The organism is Agrobacterium sp. O3.4 (assembly GCF_041414895.1).
Taxonomy (GTDB): Bacteria; Pseudomonadota; Alphaproteobacteria; order Rhizobiales; family Rhizobiaceae; genus Agrobacterium; species Agrobacterium cucumeris.
Genome location: NZ_JALPZP010000001.1, coordinates 907,797 through 923,570, shown reverse-complemented (window position 1 = coordinate 923,570; position 15,774 = coordinate 907,797). Strand labels below are relative to the sequence as shown.

Genomic DNA, 15,774 nt, shown 5'->3' with positions numbered 1-15,774 from the left:
ATGAGCGACATTCTGAAAAAGATCGAGATCTACAAGCGCGAGGAAATCGCCGCTGCCAAGGCGAAGACCTCGTTGGCCGATCTCAAGGCCATGGCCGCTGACCAGAGTGCGCCGCGTGGTTTCTACAAGGCGCTCCGGGCAAAGCAGGCCGAAGGCAAGTTCGGCCTGATCGCCGAGATCAAGAAGGCCAGCCCGTCGAAAGGCCTCATCCGCCCGGATTTCGATCCGCCGGCGCTGGCGGCTGCCTATGAGGCGGGCGGTGCCGCCTGTCTTTCGGTGCTGACGGACAGCCCGAGCTTTCAAGGCGCACCGGAATTCCTGACCGCCGCCCGCAATGCCTGCGCTTTGCCGGCTCTGCGCAAGGATTTCATGTTCGAGACCTATCAGGTGCATGAGGCCCGCGCCTGGGGCGCGGACTGCATTCTCCTTATCATGGCATCGCTCTCTGACGACGAGGCCAAGCGCCTCGAAGACGAGGCTTTCGCGCTTGGCATGGATGTGCTGGTCGAGGTGCATGATGCAGAGGAAACCGAACGGGCCCTGAAGCTCGCCTCGCCGCTTCTCGGCATCAACAACCGCAACCTGCGCACCTTTGAAGTCGGCCTCGAAACCAGCGAGAAGCTCGCAGGCCTCGTACCGGCCGAAAAGCTGCTGGTCGGCGAAAGCGGCATCTTCACCTTCGAGGATTGTCAGCGCCTCGAAAAAAGCGGCATCAGCACCTTCCTCGTCGGCGAAAGCCTGATGCGCAAGGATGATGTGACGGCGGCCACCAAGGCGCTGCTGACGGGCCAATCCGGCATTCTGGCAGCGGAGTAAATCCCCGATGAGCGAGGCCTCAAAGCTCACCCATATCGATGCCAGCGGCGAGGCGCATATGGTCGATGTCGGCGACAAGGTGGAAACCATCCGTGTCGCCGTCGCCGAAGGCTTCGTGAAAATGAAACCGGAAACGCTGGCGCTCATCCGCGACGGCAACGCCAAGAAGGGCGATGTCATCGGCACCGCGCGCCTTGCCGGCATCATGGCCGCCAAGCAGACGGCCAATCTCATCCCGCTCTGCCATCCCTTGATGCTGACCAAGGTCGCGGTGGACATTGCCGAAGACACCACCCTGCCTGGCCTGCGCGTCGAAGCCATGGTGAAACTGTCTGGCAAGACCGGTGTGGAGATGGAAGCGCTGACCGCCGTCTCCATCGCCTGCCTGACGATCTATGACATGGCCAAGGCTGCCGACAAGGCGATGGAAATCGTCAATATCCGCCTGCTCGAAAAAAGCGGTGGCAAATCCGGTGATTTTCGCCGGCAGGAGAGCTGAATGAAACCGCTGCTGCCCGTAGATGATGCCACACGGCGCCTTCTGGAAGCGGCGGTTCCGGTAATCGACAGTGAAACCCTGCCGCTTGCCGAATGTGATGGCCGCGTCCTCTCGGCCGATCTGGCGGCGCGCCTCACCCAGCCGCCTTTCGATGCCTCCGCCATGGATGGCTACGCGCTACGCAGCGTCGATGCATCTGAGATCGGCTCAGTCCTGACCGTCATCGGCCAGGCGGCTGCCGGCCATGCCTTTACCGGCACTCTGGGTGAAGGCGAAGCAGTGCGCATCTTCACCGGCGCGCCGGTGCCGGAGGGAGCCGATACCATCCTCATTCAGGAAGATGCGGAGGTGCTGGAAGGCGGCAAGATCCGCACCGCCTTCGAAGTCACCGCCGGGAGACACATTCGCCCGCGCGGGCAGGATTTTGCGCAGGGCGAAACGGTTCTGCAAGCCGGGCGCGAACTTGGCTTCACCGACCTGACACTTGCGGCGGCCATGAACCACGCCACGCTGGCTGTCTATCGCAGGCCGCGCATCGCCATCCTCGCCACCGGCGACGAATTGCTGCCGCCAGGCAGCACGCCGAACCCGGCCCAGATCATCGCCTCCAACACTTTTGGCGTCTCAGCCCTCGCCCGTCAGGCGGGCGCCGATATTCTCGACCTCGGCATCATCGCCGATGACGATACGCTGATCCGCGCCGCCATCGGCAAAGCTGTCGCAGCCAGGGTGGATGTGCTGGTGACGTTGGGCGGCGCCTCCGTCGGCGACCACGATCTCGTGCAGGCGGCATTGAAGGCGGAAGGCATGCAGCTGGATTTCTGGCGCATCGCCATGCGTCCCGGAAAGCCGCTGATGGTCGGCGCGATCGGCGCCATGCAGGTTCTCGGCCTTCCCGGAAACCCGGTCGCCAGCCTCGTCTGCAGCCTGTTGTTTCTCGAACCGCTGATCCGCCGGATCGGCCGACGCGCGCCTGTACAACGCACAGCGACAGTCAGAACCGCAGCGCCGCTGAAGGCCAATGACCATCGGCAGGATTATCTTCGCGCCCGTCTCCGCACCGACGACAGTGGTGAACGCGCGGCGGAAGCCTACGCCAAACAGGATTCATCGATGATGAACATCCTTGCCCATTCCGACGTCCTGATCATCCGTCCGCCGCATGCGCCGGAAGCATCGGCAGGCACGGAATGCCCGGTTATTAAGCTCAGGACCTGACGTGGTCCCGAAAGCCGCCGGATCGAAACGGCGCACCGTTTCAAAAGCGTGACAAATATCATGTCTATACCGGCGCAAACCGCGCCGTTTGGCGTTGAGACGACCAAATAAAAACTGTAAGATTCTTGTGTATAGACATAATCGGCGAAGTTTGCCGCCTATAGGTCATGTCTTGCCGAATTGAAAAAAGGCACTGACCTGGCGTTTCCCTTCGTTGTACCCTGCATTGCTGTGCCAAAATAAATCACTCGAAAAGCGTTATCGGGATTGACAGAATAAATACGATGCTGTCACCAAGGCGCACAGTAGAGGGAAAAAACACCGGAAATCTCTAAAAATGAAAATTACTTATAATTATCAATTAAATAAGATAAAAATCAGCGAAAATGGAATTTCCGGGAACAAAAATTAGTTTTCTATAAATTAAGCTTTCCAAAACAGCCCGCATAATAATAATCATAGTCTATAAGCAGACTCACTGGAGTTTCTTGATGAACACGGCATCCACGCCCAAAACAACGGGACCCGACATTGCCGGGCAGATTGCCTACGCCATGCGGAGCATGGGTGTTTCGCCGATCCCGCGTAATTACAGCCTTTTCTACGAAGCCTATATCGGCTCGAACCCGGCGCTGACCAAGGATCTGGCGGCACTGGGAAGCCGGGCCACGCAGGAAGATCTGGACGAACTGTCCACGCGCTACGGCGAAAGCAATCCAGTCAGGGCAATCGACGACGCGCATGAAAAGCTCAGGCGCGAACTGGAAGCGTTGCTGGGTACATTGCGGCGGGAACAATCCTCCATCGAGAACTACAACAGGATACTTGGCGAAACGCGCCAGCGCATCGATGACAAGAATGCCTCCAGCACCAATATTCTGAAGAATGCGATCCTGTTGCTGGCCGAAGCCACGGGCACGAAGATCATCGATGGCGAGAAGGCGTTTAACGACGTCAATCGCCATGCCGAAGAAATGCATCAGGTCCGTCTGGAACTGGATGAATATAAGCGCATCGCCAATACCGACTCGCTGACGCGCCTTTCCAACCGCCGGGCTTTCGATGACCGGCTGGCTTCCGTCTATGACAGCTCGATCGGCCTGCAATATACATCGCTGGTGCTGCTCGATATCGACCATTTCAAGCGGATAAACGATACGTTCGGCCATCCCGTCGGTGACAAGATTTTGGCAACCGTCGCCTCGGTCATCCGCGCCAATGTCCGCAAGGATGGCTTCGTCGCAAGAAGCGGCGGTGAGGAATTCGCGATCATTCTCGACGGCAATACGCCGGAGGAAGTCATGGTGATGTGCGAGCGCATCCGCCTGTCGCTGGAAAGCACGCCCTTCCGCAATTCAAGATCGGGCGCCGATTATGGCACGGTGACGATCTCCATCGGCTTTGCCTCCGCTTCACAGGCCAACAATCCGGGCGAGCTTTATGGCCATGCCGATACGGCACTTTACCACGCCAAGGAAACCGGCAGAAACCGCTCCGTCTTTTACGAGGATGGCATGCAGAAGAACTATACCGGCAAGAACTGGCTGATCTACCGGACGTGACGCGCATTGCGCCAGTTTGGGTGCACTAAAACCACCCAACTTCCCCTACCCTCATTCCTGTGCTTGTCACAGGAATGTAGCCAGCCAAGGTCCCTGAGCTTTAAAACTCCCTCCGCCGCGCAGACGCGCGTCGACTGGTGTGCTGTGACGGGCACAGGAATGAGGGAAGAGGAAAGACGTCAGCCTGTCGTTACATTGCTATGAGCAATCTTGGCGACAAACCCCTCACCACATCGTGGCCGCCGCCCGCGCCGCCCATTCGCGGTCATAGGTTTCCTGATCGAACTCCGCTTTCGCGGCTTTCAGCAGCACACCTGGCGTGGGTAGCGACGCCGGTTCGACGAAGTGTTCCGGGTTCCACAGTTCCGAGCGCATCAGTGCCCGGGCACACTGGAAATAAACCTCATCGATCGTCACCACGATGACGGTGCGCGGATGTTTGCCATCCATCTCGAAGCTTTGGAGCAGTTCCGCATCAACCGAAACAACGGCCCGGCCGTTGATGCGCATCGTCGTATTCGAGCCGGGGATCAGGAACATCAGCGCCACCCGCGGATCGCGAACGATGTTCAAAAGCGAGTCGACGCGGTTATTGCCGCGCCAGTCCGGCAGCAGCACGGTCTTTTCATCCGCCACCCGCACCACACCGCCCCTGTCACCACGCGGCGAACAGTCCATTCCCTCCGGCCCCACCGTCGCCAGCGCCAGAAAGGGTGATGCCTCGATCATCAGCCGGTATTCCGCCGTCAGCTTCGCCGTTACCTTCGCGACCGAGGCTTCGCTCGTGCCGTCATAGATGGCCTTCAGTTCTTCAACAGTACGAATGATCGTCATATTCGCCTCAATCCCTCGAAATCTGCTTGACTGCTAAGCGGGCCCTACTCTTCCGCCTTTTCCCGTTCCGCCCGCTCGCGTGCGGTGCGTGCGGCGACGAGGTCGGCCGGCTGGGCATTGCCGCGGATCAGCGAACGGCCGGCATAGATGCCGCCGACGACTTCCATGGCGAAACGTTCCTCGTCACGGTCGCGGAATTCCTCCACCAGACGGGCAGCGTCTTCACGCTCCTCGCCCATGGCGCCCAGCACTTCCTCGCTGAAATTCAGCGCCGATTCCAGCGTCTCGCGGATCTGGTAATCGACGCCCGCCTTGAGAAGATCGATGGCGTGGCCACGGTCATAGGCGCGGGCAAGAACCGGAACCAGCGGGAATTCGTGCTTGACGATCTCCGCGATCCGCACCGCCGCGTCCTTGTCGTCGACACAGATGAGAACGGCGCGCGCCGTGCTGGCGCCAGCTGCATGCAGGATTTCCGCCCGCGATCCGTCGCCATAATAGACCTTGAAACCGAACTCCGCCGCATCACGCACGAAGTCGGCATCCTTGTCGATGAGCGACAGCGTGTAACCCCGCGCCAGCAGCGGCTGGCTGACGATCTGGCCGAAACGCCCGAAGCCGATCAGCAAAATGCTGCCTTCGACATTCTCGGGCACATCGAGATCGTCGGTATTGGGAACCGCCGCCGGCACCAGCCGGTCATGCAGAATGACCATCAGCGGCGTCAGCACCATGGAGATGATGATGGTCGCCGTCAGGATGGCGTTGGCTTCCCGGTCGAGAATGCCGGCGCTAACGGCGGCGGAATAAAGCACAAAGGCGAATTCGCCGCCCTGCGCCATCAGCACCGCCCGTTCCAGGCTTTCACGCCTGGTGGTGCCGAGCGCCCGTGCCACGCCATAGATGAGAAAACCCTTGAGCAGCATGTAGCCCGCGACGCTGACGACCACCAGCTGCCAGTTGGATCCGATGACGGCAAGATCGATCGCCATGCCGACGCCGAGGAAAAACAGGCCGAGCAGAATGCCGCGAAACGGCTCGATATCCGCTTCCAGCTGGTGGCGGAAGGACGATTCCGACAAAAGCACGCCGGCAAGGAAGGAGCCCATGGCCATGGAAAGCCCGCTGACCTGCATCAGCAGCGCAGACCCCAGCACCACCAGCAGGGCGGCCGCCGTCATCACCTCACGCGCCCCGGAGGCGGCGAGCAGCCGGAAGAACGGGTTGAGCAGATAACGCCCGGCAAGAATGAGCGCTCCGACGGCGGCAAGCGCGATGCCCACGGAAATCCAGCGCTCCGAGGGCGTCACATGTTCGCCGCCCGAGCCGAGAAAGGCGACAAGCGCCAGAAGCGGCACGATGGCCAGATCCTCAAACAGCAGGATGGCGATGATGCGCTGGCCCTTGAGGCTGGACATGCTGTTGCGTTCCTGCAGCATCTGCATGACGATCGCCGTCGAGGTCAGCACGAAACCCGTGCCGGCGACGAAGGACATGATGACCGGAAAGCCAAGACCGACACCGATCAACGTCAGGCCGGCCATACAGACCAGCACCTGCAGCGCCCCCAGCCCGAAAATATCCTGCCGCATCGACCACAGTCGCGACGGCTGCATTTCAAGGCCGATGATGAACAGGAACATCACCACGCCCAGTTCGGCAATATGCAGGATGGCCTGCGGATCGGAAAAGAAGCCGAGCCCGTAAGGCCCGATCACCAGGCCGGCGGCCAGATAACCCAGCACCGAGCCAAGGCCGATACGTTTGAAAATCGGCGCAGCGACAACGCCTGCCGCCAACAACACGACCACCTGGGCCAGATCATTTCCGTTCGCTTCGACAGCCACACGCCACCCCGCTGAAAATCGATAAGACGAGGGTGTTCCCTCCCTCACTTCCTAGCGCATCGAGGTGAAAAGCGAAAACGATTTTACTGAAGGACGATGCGCAGATTCAACGGGTTATTTGTCCATCAGGCATGCTGGCTTCAGATGCCGCTGTCCTCCTCCCCTCATTCCTGTGCTTGTCACAGAAATCCAGTCGACGCGCGTCGGCGCGGCGGGAGGAGTCTTTTTCAGCCCAAGGGCTTGGGCTGGCTGGATTCCTGTGACAAGCACAGGAATGAGGGTGGGAGTGTCGCAGGCCTTGCGTCCGCCTACCGGGATAGCGGCTCCCTGCTCAAGCCCTTTTCAGCAAGCTGCCGTTGATAATCGTCAAACAGTGCGTCGCCGGTTTCGCCCAGTTCCCTCAGATATTTCCAGGTGTAGATACCGCTGTCATGGCCGTCGTCGAAAACGATGCGAACCGCATAATTGCCGGTGGCGATCATCGAACGGATGGCGACATTGCGTTTGCCGGGTACCGTGACCTTTTGTCCCGGACCGTGGCCCTGTACTTCCGCCGAGGGCGAAAGCACCCGCAACATCTCGGCGGGGAGCCGGTAAACGCTTCCATCGTCAAAGGAAACGGTCAATTCCCGCCGGTCTTTCGACACCAGCAGCTCGGTCGGCCAGACATCACTCATTTTTCACTTCCGTACGCTCATAATATGCGTCAAAATTACGGACTTGCCTCACGATAGGCAAGCCACTACATCATTTGAAAGGCGCATCGCGCAACGAGGATGGAGATGTGAACAGTTTCCCCGGATCGCTTGAAAAAGCGCAATTCCTGACGGAAAACAACGCACCGATGATTGACCCCTTCGGCCGCGCCATCACCTATCTGCGCGTTTCAGTCACCGACCGCTGCGATTTCCGCTGCACCTATTGCATGTCCGAACACATGACCTTCCTGCCGAAGAAAGACCTTCTGACGCTGGAAGAACTGGACCGGCTCTGTTCCGTCTTCATAACGCGCGGCGTGCGCAAGCTCAGGCTCACCGGCGGCGAGCCGCTGGTGCGCAAGAACATCATGTCGCTGGTGCGGAACCTCGGCCGCCATATTCGCACCGGCGCGCTGGAAGAACTGACGCTGACCACGAATGGCTCGCAGCTGGCCAAATTCGCCGCCGAACTTGCCGATTGCGGCGTCAAGCGCATCAACGTCTCGCTGGACACGCTCGACCGGGATAAATTTCGCCAGATCACCCGCTGGGGCGATATCGGCCGGGTCATGGAAGGGCTGGATGCCGCACAGGCAGCCGGCATCAAGGTCAAGCTCAACGCCGTGGCGCTGAAGGATTTCAACGACACCGAGATTGCCGAGATTATGCGTTTCGCCCATGGTCGCGGCATGGACTTGACGGTCATCGAAACCATGCCGATGGGCGAGATCGAGGAAGACCGTACCGACCGTTACCTGCCGCTGTCGCAGCTGCGCGCCGATCTGGAACAGAACTTCACGCTCATCGACAGCGATTACCAGACCGGCGGCCCCGCACGTTACGTAACGGTGAAGGAAACCGGCGGCCGGCTCGGCTTCATTACGCCGATGACCCATAATTTCTGTGAAAGCTGCAACCGTGTCCGCCTCACCTGCACCGGCACGCTCTACATGTGTCTGGGCCAGGACGATGCCGCCGACCTGCGCACGGCGCTGCGCGCTTCCGACAGCGACGCCTATCTGTCCAGCGCCATCGATGAAGCCCTTCTGCGCAAGCCAAAAGGTCATGATTTCATCATCGACCGCACCCATAAACGCCCTGCCGTCGCCCGCCATATGAGCGTGACGGGCGGCTGATTGGCGGCTGAACCTCTTTCTCGTCCACCCACCCATATAAACGGTTGAATTGCCGGCTTGGCCGTGTCACGTCTCTTTACATGGAGGAATGCGCCGTCGCGCCCGCGAGGCCGCCCGAAACCGTCTGAAAGGGCGATCAGGGTAAAACTGCGCATGGTCTGGGATCGTATGGAATGGCATTGACGGACAATACGCGCGGCGCGCTTTTCATGGCGCTCGCCATGGCAAGCTTCACGGCCAACGACGCCCTGACGAAATCCGTCACACCCTACATCAACACCGGCCAGATCATGTTCGTGCGCGGCATCATGACCGTGGTGCTGATCTATATCGCCGCCCGGCATTTCGGCGCGCTTCGGCCGTTGAAAACCCTGCTGCGCCCCATCATCATCCTGCGCTGTCTCTGCGAAGTGACTGCGGCCGTGCTTTATCTGACGGCGCTGGGCCTCATCGAATTTTCCAATGCTTCGGCCATATTGCAGTCGCTGCCGCTGGTGGTGACGCTGGGTGCGGCGCTGTTCCTGCGCGAACCGGTCGGCTGGCGGCGCTGGGTGGCCATCATCGTCGGTTTCATCGGCGTGCTCGTCATCATCAGACCCGGCCCGGAAGGTTTCACGCCCGGTGCATTGCTGGTCGTCGCATCACTCGCCGTCACCGCCGCACGTGATCTCCTGACCCGGAAAATGTATGCCGACGTACCTTCGCTCGCCATCACCGTCATCACCGCCTTCGTCAACATGTCGGTGGGCGGCCTGCTGATCGTGCCTTTCGGCGGCTGGCAGCCGATGAACGTAACGATCGTCTCGCATCTCGCCGCTTCCGCCATTCTGGTGCTGGTCGGTTATCAGGCGATCATTCTCGCGATGAGATCAGGCGAAATCTCCTTCGTCGCACCGTTCCGTTATACCGGCCTGCTCTGGGGTTTCATGATCGGTGTGTTCTTCTTCAACGAAAAGATCGACAGTTTCACCATCATCGGCGCCATGATCGTCATCGGTTCAGGCCTTTATACCTTCTACCGCGAAAGCCTGCGCAAGCGTTCGCAGATGGCCAAGCGCGCGGCCGCGACACCGACGGCTGCGACCACGGTGCGGCCGGCTTCCGTAACGAAAACTGCCGTTACGGAAGAGGCGGGAGAGTGAGATGAAAAGCGGCCGTTTTCTCGACCGGACCACCCCACCCCATATCATCACACTGGTCGTTATCGCCGGCGTCGCGGCGCTGTGCATGAATGTATTCCTGCCCTCACTTGCGGCCATGGCGCTCTATTTCGAGACCGATTACGCGGTTATGCAATTTGCCGTTTCAGGCTACCTCGCCGCCACCGCTTGCCTGCAACTGCTTATCGGCCCGCTTTCCGATCTCTTCGGCCGCCGCCCGGTCATGCTTGCCAGCATCGCCATCATGATTGCCGCCACGCTGGTCTGCATGCTGGCGCCCAACATCACCGTCTTCATGATCGGGCGCGTCGCACAGGCGGCCGTCGTTTCCGGCTTCGTATTGGCCCGCGCCATCGTGCGCGACATGGTGCCGATGGAACAGGCCGCCTCGATGATCGGCTATGTAACCATGGGCATGTCCGTGGTGCCTATGGTTGGCCCAACGGTTGGCGGGTTGCTCAACGACATTTCCGGCTGGCAGTCGAGCTTTGCGCTCCTTGCCCTGCTTGGCGTCGGCATTCTGGTGCTCGCCTGGTTTGATCTCGGCGAAACCAACCACAATAAGTCGGCGAGTTTTTCACAGCAGTTCCACGCCTGGCCCGAACTTCTGCGCTCGCCGCTGTTCTGGGGTTATGCGCTGACCTCGACCTTCTCGTCAGGCATGTTCTTTTCCTTCCTCGGTGGCGCGCCCTTTGTCGGCAGCGTGCTTTATGGGCTTGCCCCGGCCATGCTCGGCCTGCAATTCTTCTTCATGGCCAGCGGTTACATGCTCGGCAATTTCGTCTCCGGCCGTTATGCCAGCCAGATCGGCATCACCCGCATGATGCTCTCGGGCAATGTCATCGCCATTGCAGGCATCGTCACGACCATTGTGCTGATCACCGGCGGGGCGGAAAGCGCCTATGCGTTCTTCGTGCCGCTTGCCCTGATCGGCGTCGGCAACGGCGTGACACTTCCCAGCGCCAATGCCGGCATGGTCAGCGTTCAGCCGCATCTGGCCGGCTCGGCCTCCGGTCTTGGCGGCGCGATGACCATCGGCGGCGGCGCCGCCCTTTCGGTACTCGCCTCCTCGGTCCTGTCGAAGGAGGACGGAACCTGGCCGCTCCTCATGGTGATGCTGGCGACCGGCCTTGTCGCCCTTCTCACCACCTATGTCGTAAGGCTGCAGGAACAGCGGCAATGAGCGCCCTTCCCCTTGAGATACCCGGTCTCGTGCTCGCCGGCGGCCTGTCGCGGCGCATGGGCAGCAACAAGGCGATGGTGACGCTGGGCGATGCACCGCTGCTTTCCCACGTCGTACGCCGCATCGCGCCACAGGTCTCGGATGTCACCATCAATGCCGCCACCAATGACAAGGGCGGCTGGGCGGACAGTTTCGGCCTGCCGCTGTTGCCCGATACGCTGAATGGCCATGCCGGGCCGCTTGCAGGTGTTCTGGCCGGCATGCGGCATTTCCGTAATCGCGAGGCCACCGGCAGCCATTTCCTGACGGCACCTGCCGACAGTCCGTTCTTTCCAGACGATCTCGTCGCCCGGCTTTGCGAACACATATCGGATAATACGATCGTCATCGCTGCCTCAAGCGGCCAGCTTCACCCCGTCTTCGCGCTGTGGCCGGTGGCGCTTGCCGACGATCTCGAGGCGTGGCTGAAGAACGATGCCAACCGCCGCATCCGGGCTTATCTTGCCCGGCATGTCACCATCGGCGTGGCCTTCCCGCCGGTGGAAACGGCAAAGGGCAGCCTCGATCCATTCTTCAACATCAACACCCCGGACGAGCTGGCGCTGGCGCGTAGCTATCTGGAGCATTTCCAGTAGGATAATGCGTTGAAACAAAGAGATGGAGCTGCAACCATGACGACACAAAAGGTCTTTGGCATTGCCGGCTGGAAAAATTCGGGCAAGACCGGCCTTGCGGTGCGCATCGTCACCGAGCTGACGGCGCGCGGCTACCGCGTCTCCACCATCAAGCACGCCCATCATGATTTCGATATCGACAAGGTGGGTGCCGACAGCTGGCGTCACCGGCAGGCCGGCGCGCATGAGGTCACCATCGTTTCCGGCACCCGTTTCGCCATCATGCATGAATTGCGCGGCGAACCGGAGCCGTCCTTCGAGCACATCCTCTCCCGCCTCGCCCCCTGCGATCTCGTGCTGATCGAAGGTTACAAATATGAGCCGGTGCCTAAGATCGAGGCGCGGCGGCTGGAAGCGATGAAAACCGAACCGCTTGCGCCGCTCGATCCGCATATCATCGCAATTGCCGCCGATCATGAGGTGACGGACACGGCGCTCCCCGTTTTCGATCTTGATGATACCGCGAGTATTGCGGATTTCATCGAGAAGACGGTGGGGTTGGTGAGAGGGTAAACTGGCATTGGAAACGGGGCCGTTTCTGTCTCGGCCGCACTCTCTCCTCCGTCCTCCTCGGGCTTGACCCGAGGATCCACAACTCCGCGCACCATGGGTCCTCGGGTCAAGCCCGAGGAGGACGTCGAATATGTGGAGACGTTTGCATCCCTCACCCCCAAAAATGAAAAAGCCGGGCTCTTCACCCGGCTTCATCATTCCTTGAGACGCAATACCTATTCAAGGAAACCTGATGGGTTCACCGGTGTCGCATCCTTGCGAACTTCAAAGTGAACCTGCGGACGCTTGGCGCTGCCCGTCATGCCCGAGGTGGCGATCGTCTGGCCACGCTGGACCTTCTGGCCGCGCTGTACGTCGAGATTGGCGGCGTTGCCGTAAACGGTGACCTTGCCGTCATCATGGCGCACCAGAACCGTGTTGCCGAGCTGCTTCAGACCGTTGCCGGCATAGATGACCACACCGTTTTCAGCGGCCTTGATCGGCGTACCCTCGGGAACCGAGATGTTGATGCCGTCATTGCGGCTGCCTTCGACATTGTCACCGAAATTGTTGATGACCGCGCCGCGAACCGGCCAGCGATATTTGCCGATGCCCGTGGATTCCGGAGCAAGGGACGCCATGTCGGACTTCTTTTCGATGTCGCTGACGCTTGCCGTAGCGGCCGGCGCGGCAGGGATAGTCGCGGCAGCAGCGGCGGGGGCCTTGTAGGGCTCCGGCTTGGCGGATGCGGTCTCGACTGCCTTGGCCGCTTCCTTGGCGGGAACGGAGGCTGTCTTGACGTTGTCAGTGCCGGCACCCGGCATGGAAAGTGTCTGGCCGACACGGATGCTTTCGTTGGAAAGACCGTTGGCAGCCTTCAGCGCGGCAACCGAGACGCCGTTTTCGCGGGCGATCTTCGCAAGGCTGTCGCCCGGCTGAACCTTGTAGCCACCGGTCGGCGGCAACGGCTTGCCACCGGGAGGTGTCAGCTTGCCGGCCTCGGAGGAAACCTTGTCGCGAGCGGCGGCCTGCGACGGCAGCACGGCCACATTGCCCTCGGGGCTGCGCAGCGGCGTCGGCTGGTCGCCATTGCGGTTCAGCGCGATGTTGCCGGCCGCATCCTTGGCAGCGTTGCGCACCTGGCCGAATTTCGGAATGAGGATCGACTGGCCGGCCTGCGCCGAAGACGCCGTCTTCAGGCCGTTGACGCGCAGCAGTTCCTTTTCCGGAACGCCGTAGCGGTTGGAAATGGTGGTGATGCTTTCGCCCGGACGCAGCGTCACGGAAGAAGCGCCATCCGTATGCCAGCCATTCTTGTCGGAACGGACGGTTGCGGTCGTCAGATTGTCGGTAACCGGTGCTGCGGCCTGGCGGGCAGGTGCGGCCAGAGACGGAGCGGCCTGTCGCTGCGCCGACGGGAAAGGCTGAGCCATGGCTTCGTTGCGGGTCGACGGATCGCGGCTTGCCACTGCCGAAGGCGCCGACAGTTCGGAGCGCTGCACCGGAGAGGCCGAAGCCGAGCGGGCCGTGGAAGGCTGAATGCCGCCGCCGTAACCGCCGGACTGCGGATAGGAATTACCCGCCATGTTCTGGTTGGCGTAACCGCCCTGCGGCGCGGCAGAGGCGTAACCGCCATTCATGTCGCCCTGCGGAACCGGGGCCTGTGCGTAAGCACCGCCGCCCTGCCGGGCTGGAATTGACGCCGTGGTCATCTGATCCGGTCCACTGGAAAAGAGGCCGCCGAACCGCGTTGCATCCGAGCTACAGCCCGTTGCGACGCTTGCCAGCAATGCCGCTGCGAACATTTTTGCGACTGATTTTCCGATTTTAGACGAATGTCTCATACGCATGACTCGATCTACACTGACGCCAACCCGCCGCATCGAGACCGATCCGGCACAAATTTCACTTCTTGCAAGGCCCATTTCCCGAGGTGGGGAAAACCATGCGTCGATGTTTATGATTAAAGCGCGTTAGTGTTACCACGCCGTTAAAACGTTAAGCCGTTTGGCGCTTTTTTGACACTTCGATAACCATGACGAAAACCGGATGCGTCATGTTGGGACAATAATGATATTGAAAATCAAATAGTTGCGACAATTCAGAACATTAGAAGACAAAAATGAATTGCCTTCAAAATTTTCATTTCGTCACAAATGCCGGGCAATATGGGTGCTGAGTGGCAGATAAGGCGCCTCAAACAGCTCTTCCTTTTCGAAGCGGCTGCCGGTCTTGGAGAAGCGGGTCATCACGCAGCGATCACCCTCGATGATGATCGGCGCGATCATCATTCCGCCCGAAACGATCTGCTCGGCAAAGAAGCGCGGCATGGTGGTGAAGGCGGCGGTGGAAACAATCCGGTCGAAGGTGCCCTCGCCCACCAGACCATTGCTGCCATCCGCCTGGCGGATGACGACATTGCGGATGGAAAGATCATCGAGACAGTTCTGCGCCTGCTGCACCAGCGTCTTGTAACGCTCCAGCGAAAACACCCGCTCGACCCGGCGGGCGATGATCGCCGTCATGAAACCGCTGCCGGTGCCGATTTCCAGCACGCGCTGGCCGGGTTTCAGCTGCAGGCGGGCAAGGATCTTCACCGCCATGTCGGCGCCTTCCATGAAGGCGCCGCAGTCGATAGGGATTGTGCGGCTGGAATAGGCATCGGCCGCAAATTGCGGCGGTACGAATTTCGAACGGGGCGTCTGCTCGACCGCCGTCAAGAGATCAAGGTCGGAAATCCCCTCGCCCCTTAAGCGGAGAACGAGAGCGGCAAAACCTTCCTTTTCGACCATTGCGGATTTCAATCGGCGACTCCGAATCCAAGTGCTTGCGCAACCCGATCCTTCACCGTGTAGTCCGTCAGGTCAAGCTTAAGCGGCGTGACCGAAATCTTGCCGTGCTTCAGGGCATGGATATCGGTGCCTTCGCGGAAGGTACCGAGGCGTTCGCCGAAGCGCAGCCAGTAATAGGGGAAACCGCGGCCGTCCTGTCGTTCTTCCACCGTCAGGCCGAAATCGAGCTTGCCTTGCCCGGTCACGGAAACGCCCTGCACATCCTTGGGCGCGCAATTGGGGAAATTGAGATTGAGGAACGTGCCATCAGGCAGATCGACATTCATCAGCTTGCGCAGAAGATCCGGCGCATAGGTTTCGGCGACTTCCCACGGCACGACACGGCCGTCGGCATGGCTGAAGGCCTGGCTGAGCGCGAAGGAACGCACGCCCTGCAGCGTGCCTTCGATGGCGCCGGCAATGGTGCCGGAATAGGTCACGTCATCGGCCATGTTGGCGCCGGCATTAACGCCTGACAGCACGAGGTCGGGCTTCTCAGGCAGAACTTCGCGAATGCCCATGATGACGCAATCGGTCGGCGTGCCGCGCAGCGCATAATGTTTGTCGGACACTTTTCGCAGGCGCAGCGGTTCGGAAAGCGTCAGCGAATGAGCAAGGCCGCTCTGATCGGTCTCGGGCGCGACGATCCAGACATCGTCGGACAGCGTGCGGGCGATACGCTCCAGCACGGCCAGACCCTCGGCGTGGATACCGTCATCATTCGTCAGCAAAATCCGCATGTTTTCTCTCCGCTTTCATGTCGCAGGGGACGAAGCATCCTCTTCTCCGTCATGCCGGACCTGATCCGGCATCCAGCCGACGCG

At 60.4% G+C, this 15,774-nt stretch carries 15 protein-coding genes; 9 read left to right on the top strand and 6 right to left on the bottom strand.

The genetic code is table 11. From position 1 onward, the window contains the following. From trpC to M0412_RS04470, 4 genes are all read left to right on the top strand, one after another. Window positions 1-816, top strand: a complete 816-nt coding sequence (gene trpC / locus M0412_RS04485) for an indole-3-glycerol phosphate synthase TrpC (RefSeq protein ID WP_269699690.1) — start codon at window positions 1-3, stop codon at window positions 814-816. 7 nt (window positions 817-823) lie between these two features. After that, window positions 824-1,315 (top strand): cyclic pyranopterin monophosphate synthase MoaC, encoded by a 492-nt coding sequence (gene moaC / locus M0412_RS04480; protein WP_269699691.1) that lies wholly within the window; start codon window positions 824-826, stop codon window positions 1,313-1,315. Next, complete coding sequence (glp, locus tag M0412_RS04475; protein ID WP_269699692.1) at window positions 1,316-2,533, top strand: gephyrin-like molybdotransferase Glp; 1,218 nt, start codon at window positions 1,316-1,318, stop codon at window positions 2,531-2,533. A 491-nt stretch (window positions 2,534-3,024) separates the two neighbouring features. Next, complete coding sequence (locus M0412_RS04470) at window positions 3,025-4,095, top strand: GGDEF domain-containing protein (RefSeq protein WP_142840002.1); 1,071 nt, start codon at window positions 3,025-3,027, stop codon at window positions 4,093-4,095. Between the two features lie 225 nt (window positions 4,096-4,320). Here M0412_RS04470 and M0412_RS04465 read toward each other — a convergent pair whose 3' ends face one another. The 3 genes from M0412_RS04465 to M0412_RS04455 form a co-directional block, all read right to left on the bottom strand. Beyond that, a complete protein-coding gene (locus M0412_RS04465) occupies window positions 4,321-4,929 on the bottom strand; it encodes a pyridoxamine 5'-phosphate oxidase family protein (RefSeq protein WP_269699693.1) in 609 nt (202 codons plus the stop codon). 44 nt (window positions 4,930-4,973) lie between these two features. Further along, on the bottom strand, window positions 4,974-6,776 hold the full coding sequence (locus M0412_RS04460; protein WP_269699694.1) for a monovalent cation:proton antiporter-2 (CPA2) family protein: 1,803 nt from the start codon (window positions 6,774-6,776) through the stop codon (window positions 4,974-4,976). 308 nt (window positions 6,777-7,084) lie between these two features. Next, window positions 7,085-7,453: a DUF971 domain-containing protein gene (locus M0412_RS04455; protein ID WP_269699695.1), complete on the bottom strand. Its 369-nt coding sequence runs from the start codon at window positions 7,451-7,453 to the stop codon at window positions 7,085-7,087. Window positions 7,454-7,560: 107 nt separating this feature from the next. Here M0412_RS04455 and moaA point away from each other — a divergent pair, with 107 nt between their 5' ends. The 5 genes from moaA (at window position 7,561) to mobB (ending at window position 12,140) form a co-directional block, all read left to right on the top strand. After that, window positions 7,561-8,610 (top strand): GTP 3',8-cyclase MoaA, encoded by a 1,050-nt coding sequence (gene moaA / locus M0412_RS04450; RefSeq protein ID WP_269699696.1) that lies wholly within the window; start codon window positions 7,561-7,563, stop codon window positions 8,608-8,610. Window positions 8,611-8,783: 173 nt separating this feature from the next. Continuing rightward, window positions 8,784-9,752, top strand: coding sequence for a DMT family transporter (locus tag M0412_RS04445; protein WP_269699697.1), 969 nt, complete (start codon window positions 8,784-8,786; stop codon window positions 9,750-9,752). Between the two features lies 1 nt (window position 9,753). Beyond that, the gene (locus M0412_RS04440; RefSeq protein ID WP_142840007.1) at window positions 9,754-10,953 is read left to right on the top strand and encodes a multidrug effflux MFS transporter; all 1,200 of its coding nucleotides are present in this window, start codon (window positions 9,754-9,756) and stop codon (window positions 10,951-10,953) included. Further along, entirely contained in the window at window positions 10,950-11,588 is a 639-nt protein-coding gene (mobA, locus tag M0412_RS04435) for a molybdenum cofactor guanylyltransferase MobA (protein ID WP_269699698.1), read from the top strand. The genes M0412_RS04440 and mobA overlap by 4 nt, the downstream gene beginning before the upstream one ends. Before the next feature lie 36 nt (window positions 11,589-11,624). After that, a complete protein-coding gene (mobB, locus tag M0412_RS04430; RefSeq protein ID WP_269699699.1) occupies window positions 11,625-12,140 on the top strand; it encodes a molybdopterin-guanine dinucleotide biosynthesis protein B in 516 nt (171 codons plus the stop codon). Window positions 12,141-12,355: 215 nt separating this feature from the next. On the opposite strand, the gene M0412_RS04425 is transcribed toward mobB, so the two are convergent. From M0412_RS04425 to surE, 3 genes are all read right to left on the bottom strand, one after another. Further along, window positions 12,356-13,924: a peptidoglycan DD-metalloendopeptidase family protein gene (locus M0412_RS04425; RefSeq protein ID WP_269699700.1), complete on the bottom strand. Its 1,569-nt coding sequence runs from the start codon at window positions 13,922-13,924 to the stop codon at window positions 12,356-12,358. Between the two features lie 345 nt (window positions 13,925-14,269). Further along, window positions 14,270-14,923 (bottom strand): protein-L-isoaspartate(D-aspartate) O-methyltransferase, encoded by a 654-nt coding sequence (locus M0412_RS04420; RefSeq protein WP_162936635.1) that lies wholly within the window; start codon window positions 14,921-14,923, stop codon window positions 14,270-14,272. Next, a complete protein-coding gene (gene surE, locus M0412_RS04415; RefSeq protein ID WP_065115839.1) occupies window positions 14,920-15,690 on the bottom strand; it encodes a 5'/3'-nucleotidase SurE in 771 nt (256 codons plus the stop codon). Before surE ends, M0412_RS04420 begins: the two co-directional genes overlap by 4 nt. Between the last annotated feature and the right edge of the window lie 84 nt (window positions 15,691-15,774).